15 protein-coding genes are annotated in these 17,597 nt (G+C 43.8%); 7 read left to right on the forward strand and 8 right to left on the reverse strand.

The window, feature by feature from the left end:
• The first annotated feature begins 104 nt into the window (after window positions 1-104).
• The 6 genes from ACYTPF_RS02675 to cynS all read left to right on the forward strand — a co-directional run bounded on the left by ACYTPF_RS02675 (window position 105) and on the right by cynS (window position 8,169).
• Window positions 105-1,052, forward strand: a complete 948-nt coding sequence (locus ACYTPF_RS02675; protein WP_461851124.1) for an AAA family ATPase — start codon at window positions 105-107, stop codon at window positions 1,050-1,052.
• Window positions 1,053-1,079: 27 nt separating this feature from the next.
• Complete coding sequence (locus ACYTPF_RS02680) at window positions 1,080-2,282, forward strand: DUF58 domain-containing protein (RefSeq protein WP_461851125.1); 1,203 nt, start codon at window positions 1,080-1,082, stop codon at window positions 2,280-2,282.
• A complete protein-coding gene (locus ACYTPF_RS02685) occupies window positions 2,279-4,345 on the forward strand; it encodes a transglutaminase family protein (RefSeq protein WP_461851126.1) in 2,067 nt (688 codons plus the stop codon). Before ACYTPF_RS02680 ends, ACYTPF_RS02685 begins: the two co-directional genes overlap by 4 nt.
• Before the next feature lie 494 nt (window positions 4,346-4,839).
• A complete protein-coding gene (locus ACYTPF_RS02690; RefSeq protein ID WP_179982984.1) occupies window positions 4,840-5,688 on the forward strand; it encodes a formate/nitrite transporter family protein in 849 nt (282 codons plus the stop codon).
• A 129-nt stretch (window positions 5,689-5,817) separates the two neighbouring features.
• A complete protein-coding gene (locus tag ACYTPF_RS02695; RefSeq protein ID WP_461851127.1) occupies window positions 5,818-7,701 on the forward strand; it encodes a protein kinase domain-containing protein in 1,884 nt (627 codons plus the stop codon).
• An 18-nt stretch (window positions 7,702-7,719) separates the two neighbouring features.
• Entirely contained in the window at window positions 7,720-8,169 is a 450-nt protein-coding gene (cynS, locus tag ACYTPF_RS02700; RefSeq protein WP_039216226.1) for a cyanase, read from the forward strand.
• 102 nt (window positions 8,170-8,271) lie between these two features.
• Here the strand turns inward: cynS and fusA are convergent, their stop codons facing one another.
• The 5 genes from fusA to ACYTPF_RS02725 all read right to left on the reverse strand — a co-directional run bounded on the left by fusA (window position 8,272) and on the right by ACYTPF_RS02725 (window position 13,811).
• Window positions 8,272-10,359 carry an elongation factor G gene (fusA, locus tag ACYTPF_RS02705; protein WP_461851128.1) on the reverse strand — a complete coding sequence of 696 codons (2,088 nt, stop codon included), beginning with the start codon at window positions 10,357-10,359 and terminating at the stop codon, window positions 8,272-8,274.
• 183 nt (window positions 10,360-10,542) lie between these two features.
• Entirely contained in the window at window positions 10,543-11,640 is a 1,098-nt protein-coding gene (gene rlmM, locus ACYTPF_RS02710) for a 23S rRNA (cytidine(2498)-2'-O)-methyltransferase RlmM (protein WP_461851129.1), read from the reverse strand.
• Window positions 11,633-12,145, reverse strand: a complete 513-nt coding sequence (locus ACYTPF_RS02715) for a DUF423 domain-containing protein (protein ID WP_461851130.1) — start codon at window positions 12,143-12,145, stop codon at window positions 11,633-11,635. The genes rlmM and ACYTPF_RS02715 overlap by 8 nt, the downstream gene beginning before the upstream one ends.
• Before the next feature lie 42 nt (window positions 12,146-12,187).
• Window positions 12,188-12,838, reverse strand: a complete 651-nt coding sequence (locus ACYTPF_RS02720) for an alpha/beta family hydrolase (RefSeq protein WP_461851531.1) — start codon at window positions 12,836-12,838, stop codon at window positions 12,188-12,190.
• A 70-nt stretch (window positions 12,839-12,908) separates the two neighbouring features.
• The gene (locus ACYTPF_RS02725; protein ID WP_179982978.1) at window positions 12,909-13,811 is read right to left on the reverse strand and encodes a transcriptional regulator GcvA; all 903 of its coding nucleotides are present in this window, start codon (window positions 13,809-13,811) and stop codon (window positions 12,909-12,911) included.
• 217 nt (window positions 13,812-14,028) lie between these two features.
• Here ACYTPF_RS02725 and ACYTPF_RS02730 point away from each other — a divergent pair, with 217 nt between their 5' ends.
• The gene (locus tag ACYTPF_RS02730; RefSeq protein ID WP_179982977.1) at window positions 14,029-14,307 is read left to right on the forward strand and encodes a hypothetical protein; all 279 of its coding nucleotides are present in this window, start codon (window positions 14,029-14,031) and stop codon (window positions 14,305-14,307) included.
• A 61-nt stretch (window positions 14,308-14,368) separates the two neighbouring features.
• Here the strand turns inward: ACYTPF_RS02730 and kdsA are convergent, their stop codons facing one another.
• The 3 genes from kdsA to ACYTPF_RS02745 all read right to left on the reverse strand — a co-directional run bounded on the left by kdsA (window position 14,369) and on the right by ACYTPF_RS02745 (window position 17,478).
• Window positions 14,369-15,223: a 3-deoxy-8-phosphooctulonate synthase gene (gene kdsA / locus ACYTPF_RS02735; protein ID WP_179982976.1), complete on the reverse strand. Its 855-nt coding sequence runs from the start codon at window positions 15,221-15,223 to the stop codon at window positions 14,369-14,371.
• Between the two features lie 20 nt (window positions 15,224-15,243).
• A complete protein-coding gene (locus tag ACYTPF_RS02740; protein WP_461851131.1) occupies window positions 15,244-15,615 on the reverse strand; it encodes a SirB2 family protein in 372 nt (123 codons plus the stop codon).
• Between the two features lie 297 nt (window positions 15,616-15,912).
• Window positions 15,913-17,478: a DUF3369 domain-containing protein gene (locus ACYTPF_RS02745; protein WP_461851132.1), complete on the reverse strand. Its 1,566-nt coding sequence runs from the start codon at window positions 17,476-17,478 to the stop codon at window positions 15,913-15,915.
• Window positions 17,479-17,597: the final 119 nt, after the last annotated feature.

Here is a 17,597-nt window from a genome sequence, read left to right on the forward strand (position 1 = left end):
TTACAAAGGTATAAGAATAGAAAGCGATACCCTATCGTTGCTACTATGATTAAAACTATCGTCATTAGCATGACAGAGTATTTTTAAATAAAAGTGACAAAACTATGCGCCAAGATATTATTCGTATTCAGCAAGCTCTTAGTCAAAAAATTATTGGTAAAGAGCACCAGTTGAAACTTGCCATTACGTGTTTACTGGCCAATGGTCACTTGTTAATTGAAGACTTACCTGGAATGGGGAAAACCACCCTTTCACATGCCCTCTCACAAGTTTTTGGTCTTCAATATGCGCGTATTCAGTTTACGTCAGACTTACTTCCTTCCGACATGTTGGGCGTAAACATTTTTCACAGTCACGAAAGCGATGAGCAAAAACGCTTCTCTTTTAAACACGGCCCTATTTTCAGCCAAGTAGTTCTGGCCGACGAATTAAATAGAGCAAGCCCTAAAACTCAAAGTGCCCTATTAGAGGCAATGGAAGAGCGCCAAGTGAGTATTGATGGTGTGACCCACGCACTTCCCTCGCCTTTTTTTGTGATTGCTACGCAAAACCCTAGCTATCAATCTGGCACTTACCCTTTACCAGAGTCGCAGCTAGACCGCTTCTTTATGCGTATTTCACTGGGCTATCCTGCTTGGGAAGCCGAAAAAGCTATGCTTTTGCAGCAAGACGCTTCAGCGCCTCTCAGCCAAATTCTAACTGAAGCAAATTTACACCAAATGCAAAGTGAAGTGTCTGCTATTCATACGAGCGATGCCATTCTTCACTATATTTTGCGACTGGTAAGCGAAAGCAGAGAGAGCGGCGACTACCCTAACCCGCTTTCACCGAGAGCAAGCCGAGCAATACTTCAAGGTGCTAAGGCATGGGCATATGTGTGTGGTAGAGATTATGTGACGCCCGATGATGTTCAGGCTGTATTTGTGGCAATTACCGCACACCGATTAAGTTTATCTTCCCACCAAGGTGCTCAGGGACAACATAACCAAACTTTTGATGGAGAGAAACTGAGCCAAAAATTACTTAATAGTATCGACCCATTAGCAGCGTAGTATTTATGGATTGTTGGAGTATTACACGTGCGTAAAGTGCCTGCCTCCTTATCAAATTACTTCAAGCAGCGACTACTGAAGTGGCTAGATAAACGTGTTCCGGCTTCCCCCGAACATCACCTAAACTTGAACAGTATTTTTATACTACCAAGTGGGTTTGGCTGGTCGTTTATTATTTTGTCACTGTGCTTGTTTTTACTCGGGACCAACTATCAAAACAACTTGATGTTACTGCTTAGCTATTTGTGCTTAAGCATTATGCTACTCACGTTGTTTTACACTCATCAAAACTTTGCCCGTCTAGCTCTTAAAGCTCTTCCGCCCGACTCATTTCATTGCAACTTAGACGGTGAAATACACCTTCAGATCATCCCTCATAAGAACACTCCAACGAAACCCTGCAGTGGCGTACTGTCGGTAAAGTGGCTGAATGTAGTGCGCACAGCAGATACTCACACTCAAAAAACAACTGATGGCGACACATCAGCATTTTTAGAGCGAAACTTTAGCTTTGCGTTAAATACACATCCAGGCTCAAACAAAGGCCAGCGACAAAGCATCAGGGTACCTTTGCAAATACCAAAGCGAGGGCTGTTTACTTTGGGTCGAATGACCATCGCCTGTGACTTTCCTCTTGGGCTTTATAAATGCTGGACTCACCTTGATTTTGACCAGCAAGTTATTGTGTATGCCAAGCCTCAGGAAGGCCCTATCACTATCAATAGGATTGCCAATACAGATGAGTCAAAAAATGTTAGTGAATTGAGCGACCCAACCAGTAGCGAAGACTTTTACGCATTGAAGGACTACGAAGTTGGACAGCCACTTAACCGGGTATCGTGGAAGCATGTGGCTAAAAATGGAAACTGGGTTTCTAAATCTTTTACTTCTCTGCAAAGCGACAGCTATATACTTTCGATACCCTCTAATACGGATTTAGAAACTGCGGTTTCGGCGCTTACTCATGCCGTACTTTCTTTGACAAAAGCGGGCTCTTGGACAAAAGCGGGATCTTGGGCAGATGCGGAACGCGGGTTCGGTGTACAGTTCAAAGGACTAAATATTGCGCCTGACCATGGAACTGAGCACATACATGAATGCCTTAGCGCACTTGCTTGTTTAGCGTCTGCAAGTAACACAAACCATAATACGTCATCGTTCACCTCAACAACAAACAGGCCCGTATCTTTAGCTTCCAAGCAAAAGAAGAAGATGAGGCCTTTAAAGTGAGTATCCTTACTTCTAGGCAGTTTTCACAATTAGCTGTTTTAAAAAACGTATTTAGCCAACCCCAATCTGTGGCTGTTCTTCTACTTTGCGCAGCCTTTTCCCTAATACTCTCTACGCTTACCTCACCTTTAATGATATGGGTATTGATGCTTAGCGGGTGTGCTGTGGTGGTGAGGGTTGCAGGCCTTAGCACACTGCACAACTTACCTACTTCACGTACGGTGAATTTACTTGCTGTACTTGCCGTATTTGCTTTGTCTTGGTTTGGTTTCTCAGTAGGTCTTCTTGATAGCATGATTAATTTGTTGACGGTAGCGTGCGCCTTAAAAATCATGCTTGTTAAAAATAAGCGAGATTTTCACCTGCTAATATGTACCAGCTTATTCTTAATCGGCTGCGGTTTTATTTCGTCACTGAGTGTATTTGCATGGATAGGCTATACAGCTATATTAGCATTACTGCTTGTCGCAACGGCCATTTATCACGGTGCTGGTGTTTCTATAGCGAGAAGCTTTAAATTCGTCAGTATACTTATCGTTCAAGCTTTTCCCATTGCGCTACTTTTATTCCTATTATTGCCTCAGCTTCCGCCCCTTTGGCAAATGCCCACGTCAAAATCCACGGAAACCGGGCTTTCCGATACAGTGACGCCTGGTGATATAGCATCACTTGCTAGCTCATCTGAACTTGCTTTTAGTGCTACATTCAATAGTGAAGAAGAGGTTCCCGATGCGCCTTTGAGATACTGGCGTGCAATGACGCTCGAGCATTTTGATGGAAAAACCTGGTCTATCAGTAACAAACGCAAACAAGCCGAGCAACAGTTAGCTTCCATGGGTAGATCAACGCCTCTATCCATCCTAGCAGTAAAAGAATTATCCCTTGTAACCGACTATGAATTAATTGTAGAGCCGACTCAACAAAGGTGGCTATTCGCGCTAGAACCTTCATCGCCTAATAACCTTAAGAACAGTATTACTGTCAGCACGCTATTTGATTATACCTTGCGTGCCGACACGCCTATATCCAGCAAAAAAGCCTTTTATTTACGCTACTTTTCAAACGCACCGATCATAAACGGTATAGGAAACTTTGAAGCGCAACTAAATTTGCAAGTTTCAACAAATGGCAACCCCGAAGCCAGGGCTTGGGGACAAGCACTAGCCAATCAATACAGCAATACTATTGAGCTCGTCAATGCGGTAATGCGAGAATTCAATCAAGGGGGGTTCCGCTATACCCTTTCCCCAAATGCTATGCCCGTGGACCCTATAGACAGCTTTTTATTTGAGCAACGGGCCGGCTTTTGCGCTCACTATGCTGGCGCTATGGTATACGTGCTTCGCGCAGCTGGCGTACCGGCTAGAATGGTAACAGGCTACCAGGGTGGTAGCGCGCTAAGTGATAACGTCCTTCAAGTAAGGCAGTACGATGCCCACGCATGGGTAGAAGCCTTAATAGACAGTAAGTGGATACGTTTCGACCCCACCAGCATGGTCGCGCCGTCTCGATTATCTTTTGGGCTTGAACACGCATTAGAAGAATTAGGAGAGTCACGCGAAACAACCATACTAAGTGAATTTGGCAATTCTGCATTTTTTGCGACCTTGCAAGGCTGGTTTCAGCAACTCGACTATTCGTGGAGTAAGTGGGTGCTGGGCTTTGATAATGCAGCCCAGACCAACATGCTCGAGGAACTATTAGGCGCGCTGACTCCGCAGAAAATGCGTGCAGTATTTTTATCGGCGCTTGGGTTAATCGGGCTCATATTGGCGCTATACTTTTTACCCAAAAAACAAAAGGTCCACTTGTCGCCTTCGTATCGCATATTGCTAAAAGCGATAAAGCTTGTTGAAACAAAGACAGGGGTACGTAGAGATAACAAAACCTTATCAGCCTATATAAATCAGACCAGCGCTTATTTACCCCCGCATGCAGCCAGGTCATTTAAAAAACTTTGCGAGATATTTGAGCGTGAGCATTATGCAAAGAGGGATCGAAGCTCTGATAGACATGAAGTCATGAAGCTTCAATTAAAAACACTCAAACAGTCACTCAAATAAAGATCCTATCTAAAAGCGTAAGTGCGCTTGTGAAATAGATATCTTCATTGCACCTTAAACATTCACGCCCCCACCTTTTTAGTGCAAATGGCTGAATTTCTATCAGGACTACTTTTTACTTCCGCCTAAAAAAAATAAGCTTAATATAATGTTTTAAATAGATTTTTTTAAAACCAACGCTTATTTTTCATCTATTGGCACTTTTTTGGCTACTCCTTTGGTGTTTTAAAACCATAGTTATTAAAGTTCGAAGCGATGGCTGCTATGTAATATTGCTTAGGAACTTTGGTGTACAAAGGCGTACACATATAAAGCGTTTAAAAAATTACAACTGATAGCTACTACAATGCACAATTTTTGGACAAAGGCGTCCCCAGTTCTTTCTAACGAGAGTGCTGCGGACGCCTTTTTTTGATCTGCAAGAGCGCATGTAGATAGCTAACTTTCGGAACACAACTGGCAACTTATTAATAACGACAACGTGAGGTGAAACCATGGCTTATCTTCTCCCCGCTGAGTTTGCGACCAAAATGGTAGATGCAGGCGAAGCGAAGATTTATATGTCTACACGAGATACTTTAATACGCGCTTATATGGCAGGCGCAATCTTGGCACTCGCTGCCGTTTTTGCAATTACCATAGCCGTTCAAACTGGTATTTTCCTACTAGGAGCCGTGCTGTTCCCGGTTGGCTTTTGTATGCTTTACCTTATGGGTTTCGACCTTTTAACCGGCGTGTTTGTATTAACGCCGCTAGCATGGCTTGCCCAGCGCCCAGGGGTTACGCCGAAACAGATATTACGAAACTGGGGCTTAGTCTTCTTAGGTAACTTCGGCGGCGCATTAACCGTTGCCTTTATGATGTCGTTTATTTTTACCATGGGCTACAACGTAGATGGCGGCGCTATTGCGACCAAGGTTGCCAGTATTGGCGAAGCCCGAACGTTAGGCTATGCGGAGCATGGCGCAGCTGGCTGGTTCACCATTTTCATCCGCGGCATGCTATGTAACTGGATGGTGTCTCTAGGCGTTGTAGGAGCGATGATCTCAACCCACGTAAGCGGTAAGGTGTTGGCTATGTGGATGCCCATCATGCTGTTCTTCTTCATGGGTTTTGAACACTCTGTGGTAAATATGTTCCTTTTCCCATTTGGTCTTATCATGGGCGGTGATTTCTCTGTAATGGATTACTTCATTTGGAATGAAATTCCAACAGCACTAGGCAACCTGGTAGGCGGTTTAGCTTTTACTGGCCTAACGCTTTATACCACCCACGTGAAGACATTGCCAAAGCGTACAATCCCTGTTGATAAAGCAGCGGCATCTCAAACGCTACCTATCTAATAAAGCTAATTAGCCAAACCGCCATCACGACATAAACCTTTATATTAAGTCGTGATGGCAACATTCTTTCCTATTTAAAAGTAAGTCGACAGACCTATGTCCAGGTAACTAGGAAACAAGCAATTGAATATGAATAAGCAAGCAGCGCTAGAAACATCGAACTCCTCGCTACCTTGCACACTTTCAGTAAGTGCTTTTTCAACACCTGGCGTCAAAGACATAAACCAGGATGCTTACACCTACCACGTATCCTCTGACGAGCTAAATCAAAGTAGCATTTTTATAGTTGCTGACGGTGTCAGCAGTAGCACGGTAAGCCAAGTTGCTAGCGATTTTGCCGCACGCCAGTTTACTAAGCTGTTTAACATAGCGCCCGAACAATGGACGGTCAAAACCCGCGCCGAAACCATTATTAAAGAAATTAATGCACTGCTTTATACCCGAACGCAGAAAAGCGCTTTTTGCTACACCCCAGAAAAAGGCTATGTGTGCACATTTTCGGTAGCAATCGTAACCGGAAATCGCCTTGACGTATTTCACGTTGGAGATAGCCAAATTCAGGTTGTTACAAGTAATGCTAAAGACCCTATATTGCTGACTCGCCCTCATCGACAAGCATCAGATAGTGAACCTTCACAAACTTACCTTGCTAATGCGTTGGGCGTTACAGCAAGTATCGATATTGACCATACTTCATTAACATTAACCTCACCAAGTACCATTGCTATAAGTACCGACGGCGTTTATGAATTTGTAGCGCTGCCGAGCATACTCAATAAAATAAATAATGCTTATACACTATCTGAAAACCAAGCTGCTTTAGTGGTACACGAAGCGTTTAACAATGGAAGCGATGATAACCTCACCCTTCTGCTTATAAAAGTCGAGTTCGGTAATATTGATGTTGGTAGTAGTGGTGATATTGATGGTGAAAAAAGCTTGATTACGGCTACTGGAGAGATAGATACCAACTGTCACGGTGTATCTAATGCAGCCGGCTATAACGATGATAAATTACCACCAAAGACTACCGGCGAGTTAGCGTTTACCGAACTTAAAACAGGCGATGAAATAGATGGCTTTAACTTAGAGCGACAGCTTTATACTTCTGCGCGCAGTCATGTATTTATCGCCACGCGACGCACGTCACCCGTTGCAAACCCGTATGATACTGTAGTTGTAAAAACACCAGCCACTGACTTTTCCCAATCACCTGAAATGCTAAACGGTTTTCTAATAGAGAATTGGTTTTTAAGGCGGGTCGATTCACCCCATATTGTAAAAAGCCCCACGTTTACGGACTTGGGTTATAAAAACACACCCACAGCCTTTTATAGCGTGAGTAGCTATGTACAAGGGCAGACCTTGGCACAGTGGTCTATTGATAACCCTACACCTTCATTAGAACAAGTTCGGAATATTGTTGAGCAAGTCTGTAATGGATTACAGGCAATGCATCGCCAGGGCATTCTTCACAGGGATATACGTCCCGACAATATTATCATCAGCGAACACGGTCACTGTACCCTTATTGACCTTGGATCAGCTGCCTTACAAAATGCCCCCAGTCTTTATAGTGATGCGCCTATTCCTGGCGCAGCACTCTTTGCTGCACCAGAATACTTTTTAGGAAATGTAGGCACCGAGCGCTCTGATTTATTTTCCTTAGCCGTACTCACTTATTACCTTTTATGTGGTCGTTATCCTTACCATACCAAGCTTGCCCACTGTCGCACTTTTGCTGAACAGAAAAAACTAAAATACGAGACGGCGTTAGATCCTAAAAGGCGAATACCTACTTGGGTTGATAGTGCGCTTAAGCGTGCCTTACACATAAACCCTGACAAACGCTACTCTTCGCTTTCAGAGTTTATTCACTCGCTGCGCTACCCAAATCCTTCTGAGCACACAACGTATCAGCCCTTAGTAAAGCGCCATCCGCTTTTTGTCTACAAAGCACTAATACTGGCCCTTATTGTTTGCAACCTAGTAACGCTCATTTTGTTTAATTAACCTGTTGAGGAAATACTAATGATTACATCAAGAACACAAGTTACCGACATGATCCAATCAGCCAAAATTCTAAAAGGCATAAAGTGGAGCCAAATTGCTGAGGTTGTAGGTCAGTCTAAAGAGTGGAGTACTGCCGCTTGCTTAGGCCAGATGGCCATGACAAAGCAACAAGCAGAAGCGGTAGGCGAACTACTTGAACTTACCGACGAAGCCATTGCTTGGCTTCAAATCGTACCTTATAAAGGCTCATTACCCACAGAAGTGCCTACCGACCCGCTTATTTATCGCTGGTATGAACTCGTAAATGTATATGGCACTACCTTAAAAGAACTTATCCATGAAGAGTTTGGCGACGGTATTATGAGCGCGATTGATTTCTCAATGGATTTACAGCGTGAGAACGACCCTAAAGGCGACCGCGTGAGCGTAGTTATGTCAGGGAAGTTTTTACCATACAAAATGTACTAAAGCCCAGTACTTTAGGCATAAAAAAGCCGGTCGAATGACCGGCTTTTTTGTATTTTTTGAAGCGTTAGCTAACTCAAGCTAGCTAACGTTCGCAAAGGCTAATTACTTAGCGTCTTTACGTGCTTTCGCTTCTTCAATTACTTTGTCAGCTACGTTCTGAGGACATGCTGAGTAGTGGCTGAATTCCATAGAGAACTGACCACGACCAGATGTAATAGTACGTAGGTGACCGATGTAACCAAACATCTCAGATAGAGGTACGTCTGCCTTGATGCGAACGCCAGTAGCGCCAGCTTCTTGGTCTTTGATCATACCACGACGACGGTTAAGGTCACCGATTACGTCACCAACGTTGTCTTCTGGGCTGAATACGTCAACTTTCATCACAGGCTCAAGAATTTGAGGACCTGCTTTTGGCATTGACTGACGGAATGCACCTTTAGCTGCAATTTCGAACGCGATTGCTGATGAGTCAACTGCGTGGAAACCACCGTCGTATAGCTCAACTTCAACGTCTAGTACTGGGTAACCAGCTAGAGGACCTACTTCCATCATACCTGCGAAACCTTTTTCGATTGCAGGGAAGAATTCTTTAGGTACGTTACCGCCCACAACAGTAGATGTGAACTTGAAGCCAGAGTTAGTTTCGCCTGGCTTGATGCGGTAATCAATTTTACCGAACTGACCAGAACCACCAGACTGCTTCTTGTGCGTGTAGCTGTCTTCAACTGCTTGCGTGATAGTTTCACGGTATGCAACCTGTGGCTGACCAACTTCTAGCTCAACGCCGTAAGTACGCTTCAAGATGTCTACTTTGATATCAAGGTGAAGTTCACCCATACCTTTAAGGATGGTTTCGCCTGAATCTTCGTCAGTTTCAACTTGGAAAGATGGATCTTCGGCTACTAGTTTACCGATAGCGATAGACATCTTTTCGTTAGCGCCTTTGTCTTTTGGCTTAACAGCAATCGAGATTACTGGCTCAGGGAAGATCATTGGCTCTAGTGTACAAGCGTTTTTAGGATCACAAAGAGTGTGACCAGTTTGAACGTTCTTCATACCAACAACAGCTAGGATGTCACCTGCTTGTGCAGAAGTAAGTTCAGTACGTTCGTCAGCGTGCATCTCAACCATACGGCCGATACGCTCTGTTTTACCTGTAGCACTGTTAAGGATAGTGTCACCCTTGTTAAGTACACCAGAGTAAATACGGATAAACGTAAGCGCACCAAAACGGTCGTCCATGATTTTGAACGCAAGCGCACGGAACGGCTCGTCAACAGATACTGTTGCTACTTCACCAGTAGGTTCACCAGTCTCTTCGTCTGTAAGAGGCTGTGGGTCTACTTCTGTTGGAGAAGGTAGGAAATCGATAACCGCGTCAAGAACTAGCTGAATACCTTTGTTCTTAAATGCAGAACCACAGTATGTTGGGAAGAACGCTAGGTCACGAGTACCCTTACGGATACAACGCTTGATGTCTTCTAGAGACGGCTCTTCGCCATCCATGTAAGCCATCATTAGGTCGTCGTCTTGCTCAACAGCAGTCTCGATTAGTTGCTCACGGTATTCGTTAGCTTTCTCAACCATATCTTCTGGGATATCTACTACTTCGTAGTTCTCAGGTAGGCCTGAGTCGTCCCAGATGTACGCTTTCATGTCTAGAAGGTTTACAACACCTGTAAACTCGTCTTCGATACCGATTGGAAGTGTCATTACTAGTGGGTTAGCAGCAAGTACTTTCTTAACTTGGCCAACAACACGGTAGAAGTCTGCACCCATACGGTCTAGCTTGTTAACGAAAATACAGCGAGCAACGCCAGATTCGTTAGCATAACGCCAGTTAGTTTCTGACTGAGGCTCAACACCGCCAGAACCACAGAATACACCGATACCGCCGTCTAGTACTTTAAGTGAACGATATACTTCAACTGTAAAGTCAACGTGTCCCGGAGTATCGATGATGTTCATGCGATGATCTTTCCAGAAACAGGTTGTTGCCGCTGACTGGATGGTAATACCACGCTCAGCTTCCTGCTCCATGAAGTCAGTTGTTGATTCACCATCGTGAACCTCACCAGTTTTATGGATTTTACCAGTAAGCTTCAAGATACGTTCTGTTGTGGTAGTTTTACCCGCGTCTACGTGGGCGAAAATACCAATGTTTCTGTATAAAGATAAGTCTGACATTAGTTCACTTTCATTGGTTCAGAGTAAAAAAACGGCTGGATTATAAAGGATTTCTATACCAGATTTACACCTTTTTTAGCATAAACCTAAAATTCGCTTGCCAAAATCCGCGCCAGCATCAATTCTTTTCTATAAGTATCAACAACTTAATATGTTATGACACTTTTTTGAAAAATAACAAAATCACACCTCATCAGCTGAAGTGCGAACAATTGTTACTGTAACTTCATCTCTGTCGTGGTAGAGATGCCTAACCTTAACCGCGAATGCATCATCTAAGGCATTTAAACGGCTATTTAGCAACGCCATGGCTTCGACTACAGTTTCATAGCGTTGTTTCATAGGTAGCTTTAAGTTAAAAATGGCGTGGGTCGCCCAGTGCTTGACCAGCCAATCCCCCATCAATTTCGCTACTCTATCGGGTTGCTCTATCATATCACAGACAAGCAGATCGACGCGACCAAATTGTGGTCGATACGTAAAACCATCTGCTGCGTGATGTTCAACCAACCCGGTACTCATTAAACTATCGGCTACAAGTCCATTGTCGATAGCTTCCACATACATGCCGCGCTTCACCAATTGATAGGTCCAGCCGCCAGGGCACGCCCCTAAGTCAACCGCACGCCCACCGCTTCGAAGTACTTTCGTTTGCTGAGTGTTACTCAGCATATTTACTAGTGCATCTTCAAGTTTAAGCGTTGAGCGGCTAGGCGCATCACTCGGAAATTTCAATCGGCAGATACCGAGATGATCACGACTTGCGTGGCTAGATAATGTATAGCCAATATGACAAATTTCAAACGACTCAAAAAAAATATGCAGCTTAGGTTTACCTAAATTTTCTTTTGCAGTGAGCCACCCCGCCTTTCTTAACGCTTGGCGAAGAGGTACGGTAAACTTACGGCAAAACTTAGCGAGGGTTTTCCCATCCTCGGTATCAGGGTACTCCACGTCGATGGCACCAAAAATAGAAAACGGTTTTTCTACTTCTTTTAGTGCTTCCAGTACCTGCCCCACTCTATCTTCTTTTTCCACTTCAGTTAACGTGACAAAAACAGCCACTAGCTGGCGAGGAAAGATACTGTCGTGAACAGCAAACTGGGTAATGGTTTGCTTTAATTGCGCGGCATCATATAAATGGTAGTGCACAAAGCCACTATTTTTCTTTGACACTGGGTAGCCGTAACACTGAGCTTCACCGTATCGAGATGTAAGTTCGTTAGCCGTGTCATTTTCATACCCCGGTCGGCAATAGCCTAAAATACTAGCATTAGACATTACCTGCTCCTCTGTTTTTGTCCGTTATTTCGGTTTGCGCCATGTGTTTAGCATTTGTCCGGTCTAATTCAGATAAGTTTTGCTGTACCCTTTCGTTCTCTTTAGACCTTCCCACAAGCAAACCAATCATTAATAAAGTCCACCCAGCGATAAAGAATAGGCCGCCCAATGGGGTAACTGGACCAAACCATTTAATACCACTGATGGCGAGCGCGTATAAACTTCCGCTAAACAATACCGTACCGGTAACAAAACAAAATGCCGCACGGTTGACCCACTTCGATGAAACGTAAGCAGACAAAGCGGGCAATAGCAACAAGGCTATTGAATGATACATTTGATAGCGCACACCTATTTCGAATGTGTTGAGTTGCTGTGTACTTAATACACTTTTTAAACCATGTGCGCCAAACGCCCCTAGCACAACCGCTAAGCCTGCAAGTGCAGCTCCAATGACAAGATAAGGTTTAGCAAGGCTAGCCAACCTAAGTTTTTCGTTACTCATTAATTTAATCGTTCGCTTTTATTTCAAATGTTGTTTTGAATATCAACTAGACAGATTGCGGGTTATAAACGCCGCGGTCAAATTAGCAGCTTTAACAATATGCTCTTGTTGGGTTTTCCCGCTAGCCTTTCGAGGTTTGAAGCTGTGGTCACCGTCTTCTAAAAAAACGCATTCAATAATTGAGGATAGCGCGTAGTTCTCTTCACCACTTTCAATCTCATTTTTAGTACCAAAGGTATCTCTTTCCCCTTGGATGATAAGCAGAGGTTTTGCCGCTGTTAGCAAGTGTTCTGTGCGGGTTTTCTCCGGCTTACCCGGCGGGTGAAATGGATAGCCCAGCGCTATCGCGCCTTTTACATTGCTTATACCTTCATACACCATGGTGGCCATACGCCCGCCCATCGACTTCCCGCCGATAAACACGGGTAAGTTATGGAGGGCTTTGTTATCTTTGCTGCAGGACTCAATTACCGCAGTAAAGTGTGACATGAGTTTATCGGCTTTATCAGGAGGTCTGCGCTTACCAGTAGACTTAATGGTTTGCATATAAGGAAAATTGAAAAGCACCGTAGATATGCCCTTTGCAACAAGTTCGTTTGCCATGTCTTGCATGAACTCATGCTCTTTACCCGCACCAGCGCCGTGCCCAAGTATTAAGCATGCGACAGGCGCTTTGGCTACGTGCACTTCCATATCAAAAGCAAAATCCTTTGTGTTAGCTTCTGTATTGGTTTGTAAATTGGCTCCTTCTATTTTAGCCATACTACAACAAATCCTCTTGTTCAGCTTCAACCAGCGCTAAGATCCAGTCTCTAAACGCTGCAATCTTTCCTAATTCGGCCTGTGATTCCTCACAAACCAAATAAAATGCATCGCGACTCTCTACTCGTTCTTCAAACGGCATCACAAGACGACCTGCTTCAATTTCAGGTCTAGCGAGTATGGTGTTGCCCAACGCGATACCTTGGCCTAGTGCTGCCGCTTGCAATACCAACATAGAATGGCTAAAAACCGGGCCATGATTTACATTCACGCCAACAACGCCAACGTGTTTTAGCCAGTTTTTCCACGCGGTTCGGCTTAAATCGTGAAGTAACACATGGTGTCTTAAGTCAGACAAGCTAGAAAGTGGCTTAGGCCCTTGAAAAAGCATGGGTGAACATAGCGGCGTTAGAAACTCTCTGTGCAGCTGATCAGCCTGCAGACCAGCCCAACGCCCCTTACCGTAATATATTCCAACGTCCACATCGTCTTCTAAGAAACCCTCATCGAAGTCTACCGCTTTTATGCGCACGTCAATATCAGGGTGAGCTAAACTAAATTTGTGAATACGGGGCACCAACCATTGGCTTGCAAAGCTTGGCGGCATGGCGACTGTTATGGCACCTTTACTGCCCTTCGCAAGCAACCTTTCTGTCGCGTCCTGTAAGTTTTTAAAGATATCTTTTAACTCTAAGAAATAGGCCTGTCCCTCCTCGGTCAGAAGCAAGGTTCTGTTTCTTCTTAGAAACAGCTTCATAGATAAGAAATCTTCAAGGGCTTTTATTTGATGACTTACTGCTGCTTGAGTAACAAACAATTCGTCCGCTGCCTTGGTAAAGCTCAAATGGCGTGCTGCCGCTTCGAACGACTTTAAGGCATTAAGAGGAGGTAAACGTCGGTGCATATATTGTATTCAAATCCAGTGTGACCGAAGCATGACAAATCCATTAGTTTTTCTAATGACAGCCCATACTTTTACTCGTTTTATTTTTCGCCACCCACTGATTATAATTTACCCGAAATTAAGGAAGAGCATTTAATTTCAATCAATTATGTCGAACAAATGTTAAACATTTTAACATTGATCAACAAATTTTTAATTATTTTTATTAGGTGTGAAAATGAAAAAACTACTTTTAGCTAGCGTTTCTGTAATGGCTTTCGCAAGCGCTGCTGCAAATGCTAACGCACAACCAGAAAAGATCAATCTACAATCGTTAATCAACACGGCAATGACCAGTGTAAAAATGGCTGAAGTCTTGCCAGAAAACGATGCTCACATCGTTGTTAAGAAGCAATCAAAGGCAATTTTAGCTGAAGAGATCCAAGTTCAGCTTCACAAAAATCTATTGGCAATGGCGAAAGGTGAAGAGCGCGTAACCGTTTCTGAAGCGGAATAAGCAACTCACACACCTGATACGCATGCCGGTGCTTGCACCGGCATACGCCATCAACATAAGCTTAGGTATTACTTGTATCTAACGCGTCAAAACCTTTCACTAATTCATCTAACGCTTTCATTTGCTGCAAATATGGCTCTAATTTTGCCAGCGGCAATGCACAAGGCCCGTCACATAGTGCTTCATCAGGATTAGGGTGTGCTTCAATGAACAAGCCCGCTAAGCCCAACGCCATACCGCTTCTTGCTAGTTGAGCAGCTTGTGCTCGTCGACCATCTGCAGAGGTAGCACGACCACCTGGCATCTGTAGTGCGTGAGTCGCATCAAATATCACTGGCGCATATTCTTTCATTGCGTCCATACCAAGCATATCTACAACAAGGTTGTTGTAGCCAAAACAGCTGCCGCGTTCACAAAGAATAACCTTATCGTTGCCCGCTTCGCCAAGCTTACCAATTATATGGCGCATTTCGTGTGGTGCTAAAAATTGAGGTTTCTTTACGTTTATTACACTACCCGTTTTTGCCATAGCAACTACGAGGTCGGTCTGACGTGCTAGAAAGGCAGGTAGTTGAATAACGTCAACTACTTCGGCAACAGGTGCCGCTTGATGGGGTTCGTGTACATCAGTGATAAGAGGTACGTTAAAAGTCGACTTGATTTCTTCAAAAATACGTAAGCCCTCTTCCATACCTGGGCCGCGGTAAGACGTTACTGATGAACGGTTGGCTTTATCAAAGGAAGCTTTAAAAACGTAAGGTATATTGAGCTTTTGCGTTACTTCAACATAATGTTCAGCAATTCGCATCGCAAGGTCGCGTGACTCAAGTACGTTCATTCCTCCGAACAGTACGAAGGGCAAATGATTGGCAACCTCGACGTTACCTACATTAATAATCTGTTGAGATTCAGACATTATCTATTTCCAATTAAATCTTAAAAAAGAGGTTGTTTGGTCACTGCAACCATAGCTGTTGCCATTAGGACCACCAGTGCGGCAACGAAGAAGCCCCACTTGCTTAACGTTGTCTTAGCCTTTTTAAGCGCAAACAACCCAAACACAATGTACAGCACTACGCCGAGCACCTTAAATGTGAGCCATGCGTTAACGAACGGATATTGAGACAGAATAAAACACAGCCAAATTGCACTAGCTAAAAGCACGGTATCAATGATATGAGGGAGAATTTTCACCCACTTTTTGTTCAACGCTGTGGCGTCGAATTGGCTCCAAATAAACCGAAAGACAAAGAATAAAATACTTAAGCCAACAGCGGTTAAATGAAGGTGTTTTGCCATCATGTACATAGTGTGTTCCTGTTTTTATTAGATGATGAGCCTGCTGCTCGTTACTCTAACACATGTGCTAATTGGGCATTGCTTGATCTTTGAAGCGAAAAGCAAGTGCCCTCTAGAAGACAACTATGGTTAGGCCTTTCTTTATAAGGGCTTTGGCAATATCCGATTGCCCTAGCGTCACATTTTAAAGTGCGAGCAGTCATCTTAAAGGCAGGTGCATTTGGTTACACCTGTCTTATTTTTATAGCGCGCGTTTAAACACTGTTATTGTAACGTATCACAGTACGTAAATAACGGGGAAATGCATCACTTCGCATCAGGATATTGAGCTTGTATTGCTATAAAAGCGGGAAGATCGTTTAGCATACATTCTACCAAGTGTGGGTCGAAGTGTTTACCGCTTTCCTCTTTTAATACAGCTTCAACCTTATCAACTGTCCACGCGGGCTTGTAGGGTCGTGAGTTTATTAGCGCATCAAACACATCTACCAATGTGGCAATACGGCTTTTAATATCTATTTCTTCGCCCTTAAGCCCATCGGGATAACCTGTTCCATCCCAACGCTCGTGATGTTGTTTTGCTAACATGGCGGCAAGCTGAACCGTTGGGCGGTTTGAGTCTTGCAAAATTTGATACCCAAACTCTGCATGCTGACGTATGTTGAAAACTTCTTCTTCGGTTAAAGGCGTTGTTTTTTTCAAAATAGCTTTTGGTACAATAGAAGTACCAATATCATGCAGCGGTATAGCAAGGCGCAGAGTATCAAGGTCCTGTTCACTAAGCCCTGCTTTTTCTGCCAATAGTTGGGCCATTTCAACCATTCTCGTTAGGTGATTTGACGCATTTGATTCATGCTCTAAAGCGCGCCCTAAGCGCTCAATAATTTCTTTCTGCGTTGCTTCAACATCAACGCTTTTTAGTACGTTATCGAACGCCAGCTGCACACTATCAGAAAAGCGTTTCACCAAATGCCGATCATTATCACCAATTCTTCTGGGCAAACCCGACAAATACAAAAGTGCACCGTCGTGAGTTTTACTGTTACAGTAAGCCACAACGTGATCTTCTGCATATACAATCTGCTTATCGCGCATTGCCTGTGCACATAGTGCATATTCTTCTGCACTAATCGCATCTTTTAGCGGCACGCCTTCTTTGCTGGCATATTCGCCATTTCCTGCAAACACATAAAGTTCGTCTTTGCCCAACTGACTATTGTTTGTATTGATTGTTCGCGATGTAGTGGCAACCGCAGTAGTGATATAGGCGGCATCTTTCGAACAACCCAAAATAGAGGCCAACTGTTGAATGATGCCCTGCATGAATTTTTCGAGAGAACGTGAAGAAAACAAATCAACAGAGGCATCAATGATCTTTTCAAGGCCGCGCCTGTTTTCTTCAATAACAATAATATCGCGATAAGAGCGCAGTGCTGCAATAATAACAGTAAATAGTTTTTGTGCAGTTAGTTCGGTTTTAGATTTATAGTCATTGATGTCGTAGTTAATGATGACATCTTTTTCTGGTGCTTGGCCGGGCTGGCCGGTGCGTAAAATTATGCGAGTGAAGTGATTATCGAGTTCGTTGCGAATGTAGTCTGCCACTTGAAGGCCGGCATCATCGGTTTCCATGACCACGTCGAGTAACACAACTGCTATATCATCGTGGGTTTCGAAAATAGATTTAGCTTCCTCACCGCTATAGGCACTTACAAACTCTAGTGTTTTACCATTTAAGCTAAAGTCATTTAGCGCCAGCTTGGTAACGGCGTGCACTTCAGGTTCATCATCAACGATAAGTACTTTCCAGCTACCCAGATCATCCGCTTCATTTTCATCGTCGTCTTCTGCGAAAAGAAAGTCATCATTCATCTGGTACGTCCTGTCCTGTAAGAGATTGTTTAACTTGGCGCTTTTTAGTTTTCTTTGACGCTAAACAAATACTAATGCAAAACCAGATATAAGCAAGTTTGCAATTAAACAGCAATGGT

This window comes from Alteromonas sp. HB246098 (assembly GCF_054890645.1).

What these genes read in the sequence shown, in the direction of transcription:
- rlmM (WP_461851129.1), bottom strand. Translation starts at nt 11,640, where the DNA reads ATGTCTAATGCTAGTATTTTAGGCTATTGCCGACCGGGGTATGAAAAT.
- ACYTPF_RS02695 (WP_461851127.1), top strand. Translation starts at nt 5,818, where the DNA reads ATGAATAAGCAAGCAGCGCTAGAAACATCGAACTCCTCGCTACCTTGC.
- ACYTPF_RS02715 (WP_461851130.1), bottom strand. Translation starts at nt 12,145, where the DNA reads ATGAGTAACGAAAAACTTAGGTTGGCTAGCCTTGCTAAACCTTATCTT.
- cynS (WP_039216226.1), top strand. Translation starts at nt 7,720, where the DNA reads ATGATTACATCAAGAACACAAGTTACCGACATGATCCAATCAGCCAAA.
- ACYTPF_RS02675 (WP_461851124.1), top strand. Translation starts at nt 105, where the DNA reads ATGCGCCAAGATATTATTCGTATTCAGCAAGCTCTTAGTCAAAAAATT.
- ACYTPF_RS02720 (WP_461851531.1), bottom strand. Translation starts at nt 12,838, where the DNA reads ATGGAAGTGCACGTAGCCAAAGCGCCTGTCGCATGCTTAATACTTGGG.
- fusA (WP_461851128.1), bottom strand. Translation starts at nt 10,359, where the DNA reads ATGTCAGACTTATCTTTATACAGAAACATTGGTATTTTCGCCCACGTA.
- ACYTPF_RS02740 (WP_461851131.1), bottom strand. Translation starts at nt 15,615, where the DNA reads ATGTACATGATGGCAAAACACCTTCATTTAACCGCTGTTGGCTTAAGT.
- ACYTPF_RS02725 (WP_179982978.1), bottom strand. Translation starts at nt 13,811, where the DNA reads ATGCACCGACGTTTACCTCCTCTTAATGCCTTAAAGTCGTTCGAAGCG.
- kdsA (WP_179982976.1), bottom strand. Translation starts at nt 15,223, where the DNA reads ATGTCTGAATCTCAACAGATTATTAATGTAGGTAACGTCGAGGTTGCC.
- ACYTPF_RS02730 (WP_179982977.1), top strand. Translation starts at nt 14,029, where the DNA reads ATGAAAAAACTACTTTTAGCTAGCGTTTCTGTAATGGCTTTCGCAAGC.
- ACYTPF_RS02745 (WP_461851132.1), bottom strand. Translation starts at nt 17,478, where the DNA reads ATGAATGATGACTTTCTTTTCGCAGAAGACGACGATGAAAATGAAGCG.
- ACYTPF_RS02690 (WP_179982984.1), top strand. Translation starts at nt 4,840, where the DNA reads ATGGCTTATCTTCTCCCCGCTGAGTTTGCGACCAAAATGGTAGATGCA.